At 52.4% G+C, this 10809-nt stretch carries 10 protein-coding genes and 4 tRNA genes; all 14 read right to left on the reverse strand.

Features of this window, described 5'->3' with window-relative positions:
• Positions 1–20: 20 nt before the first annotated feature.
• The 14 genes from rpoB to birA all read right to left on the reverse strand — a co-directional run bounded on the left by rpoB (position 21) and on the right by birA (position 10530).
• A complete protein-coding gene (gene rpoB, locus GYN01_RS07330) occupies positions 21–4094 on the reverse strand; it encodes a DNA-directed RNA polymerase subunit beta (protein ID WP_048362308.1) in 4074 nt (1357 codons plus the stop codon).
• Positions 4095–4313: 219 nt separating this feature from the next.
• Positions 4314–4679 carry a 50S ribosomal protein L7/L12 gene (gene rplL / locus GYN01_RS07335; protein ID WP_019409897.1) on the reverse strand — a complete coding sequence of 122 codons (366 nt, stop codon included), beginning with the start codon at positions 4677–4679 and terminating at the stop codon, positions 4314–4316.
• A 78-nt stretch (positions 4680–4757) separates the two neighbouring features.
• Positions 4758–5258 carry a 50S ribosomal protein L10 gene (rplJ, locus tag GYN01_RS07340; RefSeq protein WP_048362307.1) on the reverse strand — a complete coding sequence of 167 codons (501 nt, stop codon included), beginning with the start codon at positions 5256–5258 and terminating at the stop codon, positions 4758–4760.
• A gap of 196 nt (positions 5259–5454) precedes the next feature.
• Positions 5455–6150 (reverse strand): 50S ribosomal protein L1, encoded by a 696-nt coding sequence (rplA, locus tag GYN01_RS07345; RefSeq protein WP_048362306.1) that lies wholly within the window; start codon positions 6148–6150, stop codon positions 5455–5457.
• Positions 6150–6581, reverse strand: a complete 432-nt coding sequence (gene rplK, locus GYN01_RS07350) for a 50S ribosomal protein L11 (protein ID WP_048362305.1) — start codon at positions 6579–6581, stop codon at positions 6150–6152. Before rplK ends, rplA begins: the two co-directional genes overlap by 1 nt.
• Before the next feature lie 120 nt (positions 6582–6701).
• Positions 6702–7235 (reverse strand): transcription termination/antitermination protein NusG, encoded by a 534-nt coding sequence (nusG, locus tag GYN01_RS07355; RefSeq protein WP_048362304.1) that lies wholly within the window; start codon positions 7233–7235, stop codon positions 6702–6704.
• A gap of 9 nt (positions 7236–7244) precedes the next feature.
• Positions 7245–7613 carry a preprotein translocase subunit SecE gene (gene secE / locus GYN01_RS07360; protein ID WP_048362303.1) on the reverse strand — a complete coding sequence of 123 codons (369 nt, stop codon included), beginning with the start codon at positions 7611–7613 and terminating at the stop codon, positions 7245–7247.
• Between the two features lie 45 nt (positions 7614–7658).
• Positions 7659–7734, reverse strand: a tRNA-Trp gene (locus tag GYN01_RS07365).
• 245 nt (positions 7735–7979) lie between these two features.
• Positions 7980–8055: transfer RNA gene (locus tag GYN01_RS07370), tRNA-Thr, on the reverse strand.
• A 26-nt stretch (positions 8056–8081) separates the two neighbouring features.
• Positions 8082–8155: transfer RNA gene (locus GYN01_RS07375), tRNA-Gly, on the reverse strand.
• Between the two features lie 24 nt (positions 8156–8179).
• Positions 8180–8264: transfer RNA gene (locus GYN01_RS07380), tRNA-Tyr, on the reverse strand.
• Between the two features lie 110 nt (positions 8265–8374).
• Positions 8375–8842 (reverse strand): hypothetical protein, encoded by a 468-nt coding sequence (locus GYN01_RS07385; RefSeq protein ID WP_048401544.1) that lies wholly within the window; start codon positions 8840–8842, stop codon positions 8375–8377.
• A gap of 7 nt (positions 8843–8849) precedes the next feature.
• Positions 8850–9593, reverse strand: a complete 744-nt coding sequence (locus GYN01_RS07390) for a pantothenate kinase (protein ID WP_048362301.1) — start codon at positions 9591–9593, stop codon at positions 8850–8852.
• Positions 9583–10530, reverse strand: coding sequence for a bifunctional biotin--[acetyl-CoA-carboxylase] ligase/biotin operon repressor BirA (birA, locus tag GYN01_RS07395; protein ID WP_048401546.1), 948 nt, complete (start codon positions 10528–10530; stop codon positions 9583–9585). The genes GYN01_RS07390 and birA overlap by 11 nt, the downstream gene beginning before the upstream one ends.
• Positions 10531–10809 lie beyond the last annotated feature (279 nt).

The raw sequence follows: 10809 nt of genomic DNA on the forward strand, positions 1-10809 counted from the left end.
CTCTCGATTCGCGTCACGTGTTATTCGGTTTCCAGATCGATATCGATGCCGAGGGAACGAATTTCTTTGATCAACACGTTGAAGGACTCGGGCATGCCCGGCTCCATACGGTGATCGCCGTCCACGATGTTTTTGTACATCTTGGTACGACCGTTCACATCGTCCGACTTCACTGTGAGCATTTCTTGCAGAGTGTATGCCGCGCCGTAGGCTTCCAGCGCCCAGACCTCCATCTCCCCGAAACGCTGACCACCGAACTGTGCCTTACCACCCAGCGGCTGCTGGGTAACCAGGCTGTAAGAACCGGTAGAACGAGCGTGCATCTTGTCGTCCACCAAGTGGTTCAGCTTCAGCATGTACATGTAGCCAACGGTAACCGGACGCTCGAACTTGTTGCCGGTACGACCATCTGTCAGCACCATCTGGCCGCTGTCTGGCAAGTCTGCCAGACGTAGCATTGCCTTGATTTCGCTTTCTTTTGCACCGTCAAACACCGGGGTGGCCATCGGCACACCGCCACGAAGGTTCTTCGCCAGATCCAGGATTTCCTGATCGGAGAAGTCATCCAGGCTTTCTTGACGACCGCCAATTTCGTTGTAGATCTCATGCAAGAACTTACGCAGGTCAGCGACCTTGCGTTGCTCTTCAATCATGAGGTTGATCTTCTCGCCCAAACCTTTGGCAGCGAGGCCCAGGTGAGTTTCGAGAATCTGACCAACGTTCATACGCGAAGGTACGCCCAACGGGTTGAGAACAACATCGACCGGGGTGCCATTGGCATCGTACGGCATGTCTTCAACCGGCATGATCACGGAGACCACACCTTTGTTACCGTGACGACCAGCCATCTTGTCACCCGGCTGGATGCGACGACGGATTGCCAGGTAAACCTTGACGATTTTCAGCACGCCTGGAGCCAGGTCATCGCCTTGCTGCAGTTTGCGCTTCTTGTCTTCGAACTTGTCGTCCAGCAGACGACGGCGATCGATGATGTAAGCCTGAGCCTTTTCAAGCTGCTCGTTCAGAGCATCTTCAGCCATGCGCAGTTTGAACCACTGACCATGCTCAAGACCGTCCAGGATTTCATGGGTGATTTCCTGACCTTTCTTCAGACCAGCTCCACCTTCGGCGATACGGCCAACCAGTGCAGAGCGCAGACGTTCGAAAGTGGCGCCTTCAACGATACGGAACTCTTCGTTCAAATCCTTGCGGATCTCGTCCAGCTGGGTTTTCTCGATCGACAGGGCACGAGCATCACGCTCAACGCCGTCACGAGTGAAAACCTGAACGTCAATTACCGTACCTTTGGTACCGGTAGGTACACGCAGGGAAGTGTCTTTAACGTCGCTGGCTTTTTCACCGAAGATGGCACGCAACAGCTTCTCTTCAGGTGTCAGCTGGGTCTCGCCTTTCGGAGTGACCTTACCCACCAGAATGTCGCCAGCGCCAACTTCAGCACCTACGTAAACAATACCGGCTTCGTCCAGTTTGTTCAGTGCAGCTTCACCCACGTTAGGGATGTCCGCAGTGATCTCTTCAGGCCCAAGCTTGGTATCACGCGCCACACAGGTCAGTTCCTGGATGTGGATCGTGGTAAAGCGATCTTCTTGAACAACTCGTTCCGACAAGCAGATGGAGTCTTCGAAGTTGTAACCGTTCCAGGCCATGAACGCGATGCGCATGTTCTGACCCAATGCCAGTTCACCCATATCGGTGGACGGGCCGTCAGCCATAATGTCGCTACGCTGAACACGATCACCCTTGCGAACCAGCGGACGCTGGTTGATGCACGTGTTCTGGTTGGATCGGGTGTATTTGGTCAGGTTGTAGATGTCGACACCGGCTTCGCCAGTCTCAACTTCGTCATCAGCAACACGAACCACGATACGGCTTGCATCAACAGAGTCGATTACGCCGCCACGACGAGCCACGACGCAAACGCCGGAGTCACGAGCTACGTTACGCTCCATGCCGGTACCTACCAGCGGCTTGTCAGCGCGCAGGGTCGGTACAGCTTGACGCTGCATGTTGGAACCCATCAACGCACGGTTGGCGTCATCGTGCTCCAGGAACGGGATCAGCGACGCTGCAACCGACACTACCTGCTTGGGCGATACGTCCATCAAGGTGACGTCTTCCGGCGCCTTAACGGTGAATTCGTTCAAGTGGCGGACAGCTACCAATTCATCGACCAGCACTTTCTTGTCGTTCATCGTGGCCGAAGCCTGAGCGATCACGTGATCAGCTTCTTCGATGGCGGACAGGAAAACGATCTCGTCGGTCACCAGAGCGTCTTTCACCACGCGGTACGGGCTCTCAAGGAAGCCGTACTGGTTGGTGCGCGCATAGGCAGCCAAGGAGTTGATCAGACCAATGTTCGGACCTTCCGGAGTCTCAATAGGGCAAACACGACCGTAGTGAGTCGGGTGTACGTCACGAACCTCAAAGCCGGCACGCTCACGCGTCAAACCGCCCGGGCCCAGTGCAGAAACACGGCGCTTGTGGGTGATCTCGGACAGCGGGTTGTTCTGGTCCATGAACTGGGAAAGCTGGCTGGAACCGAAGAACTCTTTCACCGCGGCAGCGACTGGCTTCGCGTTGATCAGGTCTTGCGGCATCAGGCCTTCGCTTTCAGCCATCGACAGACGCTCTTTGACCGCACGCTCAACACGTACCAAGCCAACGCGGAACTGGTTTTCTGCCATTTCGCCTACACAGCGAACACGACGGTTACCCAGGTGGTCGATGTCATCGACGATGCCTTTACCGTTACGGATGTCGACCAAAGTCTTCAGTACCGCGACGATATCTTCTTTGCACAACACGCCCGAACCTTCGATTTCGGTACGACCGATACGACGGTTGAACTTCATCCGGCCGACCGCAGACAGGTCATAACGCTCAGGGCTGAAGAACAGGTTGTTGAACAAGGTTTCGGCAGCGTCTTTGGTTGGCGGCTCGCCGGGACGCATCATGCGATAGATCTCGACCAGGGCTTCCAATTGGTTGCTGGTGGAGTCGATCTTCAGAGTGTCGGAGACGAACGGACCGCAGTCGATATCGTTGGTGTACAACGTTTCAATACGAACAACCTGGCTCTTGGCAATTTTAGCCAGAATCTCAGTGGTCAGTTCGGTGTTGCACTCAGCAATGATTTCGCCAGTTGCCGGATGCACGATAGCCTTGGCCGTTGTGCGACCCAGGACGTAGTCCAGAGGCATAACGAGCTCTTTGATACCGGCTTTTTCCAGCTGGTTGATGTGACGAGCAGTAATACGACGACCCTGCTCAACAATCACCTTGCCTTTGTCATCGGTAATATCGATGGCCGCAATTTCACCGCGCAGGCGCTGAGGAACCAGCTCCAGGCTGATGCTTTCACCTTGAACGTGGAAAACGTTGGTGGTGTAAAACGCGTCCAGCACTTGCTCAGTGGTGTAGCCCAGCGCGCGCAGCAATACCGATGCAGGCAGCTTGCGACGACGGTCAATACGCACGAACACGCAGTCTTTAGGGTCGAACTCGAAATCCAACCAAGAACCGCGGTACGGGATGATGCGAGCGGAATAAAGCAGTTTACCGGAGCTGTGCGTCTTGCCGCGGTCGTGGTCAAAGAACACGCCCGGGGAACGGTGCAGTTGGGAAACAATTACACGCTCAGTACCGTTGATTACAAAGGTACCGTTTTCAGTCATCAGGGGGATTTCACCCATGTAGACTTCTTGCTCTTTGATGTCCTTGATTGCTTTATTCGACGATTCTTTGTCGAAAATAATCAAGCGAACTTTTACCCGCAAAGGTACGGCGTACGTTACACCGCGCAACACGCATTCTTTGACATCAAACGCCGGTTCGCCCAAGCGATAACCGACATACTCCAGCGCAGCATTGCCGGAGTAGCTGATGATCGGGAAAACGGATTTGAAGGCCGCATGCAGGCCCACGTCGCGGAACTGATCTTTAGTCGCTCCCGCCTGCAAGAATTCACGATACGAATCCAGCTGGATTGCCAAGAGATACGGCACATCCATGACGTCCGGCAACTTGCTAAAGTCCTTGCGGATACGTTTTTTCTCAGTATATGAGTAAGCCATCAGCGTTCCCCAGCTTGGTCACCTGCTTGTTTGGCCTCTCCCGACGGGAGCAGCCAGAAAATCGTGCAAACCCCTTGGTTTGCTCCACCGCACAGGGTGGTTACAGCACGTTAGAGACGCCGACCCAGTCGGCAGCCAATAACGGAAAAAGGCCGGTGGCATGAGCCACCAGCCATCAGCCTCAGCTTAACGCCTGGGCTGGATACGCAAGGTCGATGCTTATTTCAGCTCGACTTTAGCGCCTGCTTCTTCCAAGGTAGCCTTGGCTTTGTCAGCTGCGTCTTTAGCAACAGCTTCCAATACCATAGCTGGAGCGCCGTCAACTACTGCCTTGGCTTCTTTCAAGCCCAGACCAGTCAGTTCACGAACAGCCTTGATCACGTTAACTTTCTTCTCGCCAGCTTCCAGCAGCATGACGTTGAATTCAGTTTGCTCTTCAACAACAGCGGCAGCAGCAGCTGGACCAGCAGAAGCAGCGGCAGCCGAAACGCCGAATTTTTCTTCGAAAGCTTTGATCAGCTCAACAACCTGCAGAACCGACATTTCAGCTACGGCGTTGAGGATATCGTCTTGGGAGATAGACATTGCTGTATTTCCTGAATTGGGGGACGGCCTACGCGGCCATCGAAATAAACAAAAATACGCGAGAGAAAATGCTCAGCCTTAGGCTGCAGCAGCTTCTTTTTGCTCGCGAACTGCAGCCAGAGTACGAGCCAGCTTGCTGGTAGCGCCTTGAATCACGCTCATCAGCTGCGAAATAGCTTCGTTACGGGTCGGCAGTGTTGCCAGTACGTCGATTTGGTTAGCTGCGAGGAACTTGCCCTCGAACGCAGCTGCCTTAATCTCGAACTTATCCTGACCTTTAGCGAACTCTTTGAACAAACGGGCAGCAGCGCCAGGATGTTCGTTGGAGAATGCAATCAAGGTCGGGCCAGTGAACACGTCGTTGAGAACACTGTAGTCAGTGTCAGCAACTGCGCGCTTGAGCAGAGTGTTACGTACAACACGTACGTAAACGCCTGCTTCACGAGCCTCTTTACGGAGTCCGGTCATAGCGCTTACTGTCACACCGCGGGCATCAGCCACAACAGCAGACAGGGCAACTTTGGCAGCCTCGTTGACTTCAGCGACGATGGCCTTCTTGTCTTCGAGTTTAATTGCCACGGGTTTAACTCCTGCTTGTTACCGTTTCATTCAGCCGAGGCTGAATGTCGTTTTGGTGTCTGATTCGGTAAGGAACCGGGAGCACCATCTGCGTAGGCTTGAGGTTTAAGGCTTTCACCGCCTACGGTCTTGGATAGCCCCCGCCAGGCAGGGACCCCAATTTTCAATTGGCACATTTAACTGCGCCAACGGTGTCTTACGCGTCCAGAGAACCTTGGTCGATGACCAAGCCTGGGCCCATAGTGGTGCTCAGGGTAACGCGCTTAACGTAAATACCTTTCGAGGAAGCAGGCTTGATACGCTTCAAATCAGCGATCAGGGCTTCAACGTTTTCCTTCAGCTGGACAGCATCAAAGCCGACCTTGCCAACGGAAGTGTGGATGATACCGTTTTTGTCGGTGCGATAACGAACCTGACCAGCTTTGGCGTTTTTAACCGCGGTAGCAACGTCTGGAGTTACAGTACCAACCTTAGGGTTAGGCATCAGACCACGTGGGCCCAGGATTTGACCCAACTGACCTACAACACGCATTGCGTCCGGGGATGCAATTACTACGTCATAGTTCAGGTCGCCGCCTTTCATTTCAGCAGCCAGATCGTCCATACCAACGCGATCAGCGCCGGCCGCCAGTGCAGCTTCAGCAGCTGGACCCTGTGTGAACACAGCTACACGTACAGTCTTGCCAGTGCCGTGTGGCAGCACAGTTGCGCTACGAACAACCTGGTCAGATTTACGTGGGTCTACGCCCAAGTTAACAGCGATGTCAAAAGACTCGCTGAACTTAACAGTCGACAGTTCAGCCAGAAGAGCGGCAGCGTCTACAAAGTTGTAGGACTTGCCAGCTTCGATTTTACCGGCGATTGCCTTTTGACGCTTAGTCAGCTTAGCCATTACACACCCTCCACGTTAAGGCCCATGCTACGAGCAGAGCCGGCGATGGTACGCACGGCTGCATCCAGATCAGCTGCAGTCAGATCCGCGTTTTTGGTTTTCGCGATTTCTTCCAGCTGAGCACGGGTAACAGTGCCAACCTTAACGGTGTTTGGACGAGCAGAACCGCTAGTCAAACCAGCCGCTTTCTTCAGCAGAACCGAAGCAGGAGTCGACTTAGTTTCGAATGTGAAGCTACGGTCGCTGTATACAGTGATGATCACTGGAGTCGGCAGGCCTGGCTCAATACCCTGAGTACGGGCGTTGAAAGCCTTGCAGAATTCCATGATGTTCACACCGTGCTGACCCAGAGCCGGACCAACAGGTGGGCTTGGGTTAGCCTGAGCGGCCTTCACTTGCAGCTTGATGTAAGCGGTAATTTTCTTGGCCATGAGGCACTCCAATTACGGGTTCAGACGCCTAAATTAAAAGGCTCCCCGGTTACTTGCGTGTTTATCCCAGTGACGACAAAACCCCACAGCCTAAGCCATGGGGTTGGGATGCGTATTCAGCTAGACCTTTTCGACCTGGCTAAACTCTAGCTCCACCGGAGTGGAACGACCGAAAATGAGCACAGCCACTTGGATGCGACTCTTTTCGTAGTTAACTTCTTCTACCGTGCCATTGAAATCAGCAAACGGGCCGTCGGTCACACGAACAACCTCACCCGGCTCGAACAGTGTTTTCGGCTTAGGCTTATCACTGCCATCAGCAACACGTCGCAGAATCGCTTCTGCTTCTTTGTCTGTGATCGGTGCTGGCTTGTCAGCGGTGCCGCCAATAAAGCCCATGACACGAGGTGTATCCTTGACCAAGTGCCAAGTACCTTCGTTCATGTCCATTTGGACCAACACATAACCAGGGAAGAACTTGCGCTCACTTTTGCGTTTCTGGCCATTACGCATTTCAACCACTTCTTCAGTGGGAACCAGAATTTCGCCGAAGCCTTCTTCCATGCCTGCCAGCTTAATACGCTCAATCAAAGAGCGCATAACATGCTTTTCGTAACCCGAATAAGCATGCACTACGTACCAACGCTTAGCCACGGGACACCCTTAGCCAACAATCAAGGAAACGAGCCAGCCGAGCAGGGAATCCAAACCCCACAACAGCAACGCCATAACAAGAACAACAGCCACCACGATCAACGTAGTCTGCGTAGTTTCTTGGCGAGTTGGCCATACGACTTTACGAATTTCAGCACGAGCTTCCTTTACCAGGACAGCAAACGACTTGCCTTTTGCAGTCTGCAAACCCACATAGGCAGCAACAGCAGCAATCACAAGAAGTGCGATGACGCGATACAGGATCGGCGAACCAGAATAATACTGATTCCCAACAACGCCAACCACCACAAGCGCAACCACTACTAGCCACTTGAGGAGATCGAAGCGAGAGCCTTGAACTTCAGCCTTGGGAGTCATCAAAGAGGATCCTGTGAAAAGAAAGCCAGATGCATTTTACGAATCTGGCAGGTCAGGAGGGAATCGAACCCCCAACCTACGGTTTTGGAGACCGTCGCTCTGCCAATTGAGCTACTGACCTAAAACATTATCGAGCCGCCGATTATGCCGACCCGAGAGAGACTTTTCAACAAACAATGCGAATACTTTTGCAATCAGATCATAAGACAACCTGAAAACCTTGCTAGCAGCAGAATGCGTGCCACCCACAAAAGCAATCACCAACCAGAGCAGCAGACCCAAGCAACAGCCCACCAGCAAACACTCCAGGCAAGCTATTCAGCCCGCTAAAACAAAGGCAGATATTTTCATATCTGCCTTGTTATATGGAGCTCTTGAGCGGATTTGAACCGCTGACCTCACCCTTACCAAGGGTGTGCTCTACCAACTGAGCTACAAGAGCAAAACCTTCTCTAAACCAGCATGTTATGGAGCGGGTGGCGGGAATCGAACCCGCATCATCAGCTTGGAAGGCTGAGGTTCTACCACTAAACTACACCCGCAAAACATGCTGACCGATATAAATATGGTGGAGGGGGAAGGATTCGAACCTTCGAAGTCGTAGACGTCAGATTTACAGTCTGATCCCTTTGGCCGCTCGGGAACCCCTCCTGAGCTGGTCGAAATTCTACAGCATCTCAACCTTATGTCAACCGCTTTTATTAACTAAATCATCAACTTAGGCGACTTACATACTTCACATCAAATACCCTTTTAGGTGTTCACTGTGGAGCGGGCGCCATTCTATGCAAACTATCAGGCAGCTGCAACCCCCCGCAGTCCTTTTTTTCGTATTTGAAGTCATTGAATTCATTAGCAAGATTCTGCAAAAGAACTTCAGGCTTTTTTTCATCGTTCTGCTCACCGATCTTGAACAGATAGTTTGGCGCGCCCACATCTCCATCAACGGTTAATTCGCTTGCAACATCTGTATCTGCGAGCCTCTGGCGAATGATACTCAGCGAAGCTCCATCGATTGGAAGAGTCAGGTGGAAGCACGTGCTTAGCGGCGCAACGACCTCCCCTCCTGGCGCTATCGGTCGGACCTCCTTAAGCAATTGAATATCTTGTTTGCTGCCTTTGTACAACGCCAGGGAGGCGACCTCCTTAACCCTAGGAGGCGCCTCTTGCTGACGCCACACATAGTAGAAAATATTGAGCACCACCAGTAGTAGGAACAGCCAACGCATAGAAACCTCAAGACAAGGGACAAGCTGTAGCCAAGCCGACAAAAACAAGATCTTTTACCAGGCGCGCCTGGGGTAGTGCAGACATCACCAAATCCGCATCCCCACCAGTAAGGAATACCTCGAATTCCTCCCCCCAATACTCATGGGCCAATTGGAGTTGAGTCTGGACAAATCCGCGAAGCATCAGTAAGCAGCCCCTCTCAACCGCCTCAACAGTGGTACGACCTGGAGTGCTGCTCAGCAAAGCCTGCTCAGCAGAATGATCGTCATATTTTATCCGTCGCGTATGCGTACGTAGCTGATCTCGCATAAGCGGGAGACCAGGGCAAATGAATCCACCCAGATGCTGCCCATTTGCCGCAACAAAATCTGCGGTCACTGCCGTACCTAGGTCCAAAATCAAACACGCACCTTTGGACAGCTCAAACGCGCCCACTACTGCCAACCAGCGATCTAGCCCTAGACGCTCGAAGTCCTCATAACCATTCGTGACACCTGCCACGGCTCGGACAGGGCTTGCACACATCACAGCAACAGAAAATTCAGCTCTCAGCACAGCAACCAAACACGCAGTCTCCTCATCACTGCGCACGCTAACCATACGGCAATGAGTAATCTTTAAATCATGGTTATCTGACACGACGGCTATCAATTCAGTTGCTGAGTCAGCTATACCCGAACCTAATACTGCCTCGCGATCCAGGACCCGCCACTTGATAAAACTATTGCCACAATCCATTTCAAGAATCATTGCGCAGCCTCAAGCTCAGCTCACCGCCACTGAACACTTTCTCCTGACCTTCCACCCTCAAGCGCAATGCGCCCTGCGGATCTATACCGATGACAGTTCCATTTACCTGGTTCACACCGGCAATTAGTGAAACCTCACGGCCAGCCCACAGATGATTTGACTCCCACTCAGCCTGAACTGCAGAAAAACCTAGCTCAGCGTGACGCTCAAGGTACATCTGCAAGGTCTCACTCAGCGTCAAAATAACAAGATTACGATTCACCTCCTTACCCGTCTCCAATCGCATTGATGTCCACGCTTGGTCAACGTCGTTTGTCGCCTTCATATTAACGTTGATACCAATACCGATGACCACATGACAGACATCTGCTGGATCACCCACCAACTCCAACAGAATACCCGCGATCTTTTTATTACCAACCAACAAATCGTTTGGCCACTTAAGCCCCACACTTAAACAGTCATAGCTGCGCAAAACACTCATTACAGCCAGGCCTACAACTAAACTCAACCCTTCCAGCTGATGCATGCCTCCGTCCATCCTAAGCACCAAGCTGTAGTAAATATTTTGGGCAAAAGGACTAACCCACTTGCGACCGCGTCGCCCACGACCTGCACTTTGTTGCTCAGCCACGACAGCAAAGGGCGCCGCCCTCCCCGCAGAAACCCCACGCAATGCCTCTGCGTTGGTGGAGTCCAGTGACTCATATAGCGATATAGGATAGTGAGAATCCGCCAATGTCCCTTGATCTATAAGCTCAAGCGGCGCAGCCAATTGATAGCCACGACCACGAACTTTATGAATAGGCAGGTTCAATTCGACCTCTAACTTCTGGAGCTGCTTCCATACGGCACTGCGGCTGATACCTAGCGCGGCACCTAGAGCTTGTCCAGAATGAAAACGACCATCTTTAAGGAGCTTCAACAACGTCAGCATGCACGTATCGCCTCGCAATCAGGTATGCATGATAACGACGGACAGCGTCAGTGCATAGAAAAGCGCTGGATTACACTTTCCAACATTAGGTGGCGCTTGACCGATATCGACGCAGCTAACGCTTGAAATTAGGAGACTGTTGCGGCATCGGTGCCTATGAATTAGTTAAATAAAGTGGGAGCCTCTAGTGCTTCCATATACGCCGATGACAACGCAAAGATTCAGCTGTTTGGATCAAGAATATTTTTCGAGCGCACAAACAAAATCCCCATCTGCGTA

The sequence above is a fragment of the Pseudomonas weihenstephanensis genome, from assembly GCF_016812185.1.
Lineage (GTDB): Bacteria > Pseudomonadota > Gammaproteobacteria > Pseudomonadales > Pseudomonadaceae > Aquipseudomonas > Aquipseudomonas weihenstephanensis.

Excerpts from the sequence above, each read along its gene's own strand:
- rpoB (WP_048362308.1), bottom strand. The coding sequence starts at position 4,094 with ATGGCTTACTCATATACTGAGAAAAAACGTATCCGCAAGGACTTTAGC.
- secE (WP_048362303.1), bottom strand. The coding sequence starts at position 7,613 with ATGACTCCCAAGGCTGAAGTTCAAGGCTCTCGCTTCGATCTCCTCAAG.
- rplA (WP_048362306.1), bottom strand. The coding sequence starts at position 6,150 with ATGGCTAAGCTGACTAAGCGTCAAAAGGCAATCGCCGGTAAAATCGAA.
- rplK (WP_048362305.1), bottom strand. The coding sequence starts at position 6,581 with ATGGCCAAGAAAATTACCGCTTACATCAAGCTGCAAGTGAAGGCCGCT.
- birA (WP_048401546.1), bottom strand. The coding sequence starts at position 10,530 with ATGCTGACGTTGTTGAAGCTCCTTAAAGATGGTCGTTTTCATTCTGGA.
- GYN01_RS07385 (WP_048401544.1), bottom strand. The coding sequence starts at position 8,842 with ATGCGTTGGCTGTTCCTACTACTGGTGGTGCTCAATATTTTCTACTAT.
- rplL (WP_019409897.1), bottom strand. The coding sequence starts at position 4,679 with ATGTCTATCTCCCAAGACGATATCCTCAACGCCGTAGCTGAAATGTCG.
- GYN01_RS07390 (WP_048362301.1), bottom strand. The coding sequence starts at position 9,593 with ATGATTCTTGAAATGGATTGTGGCAATAGTTTTATCAAGTGGCGGGTC.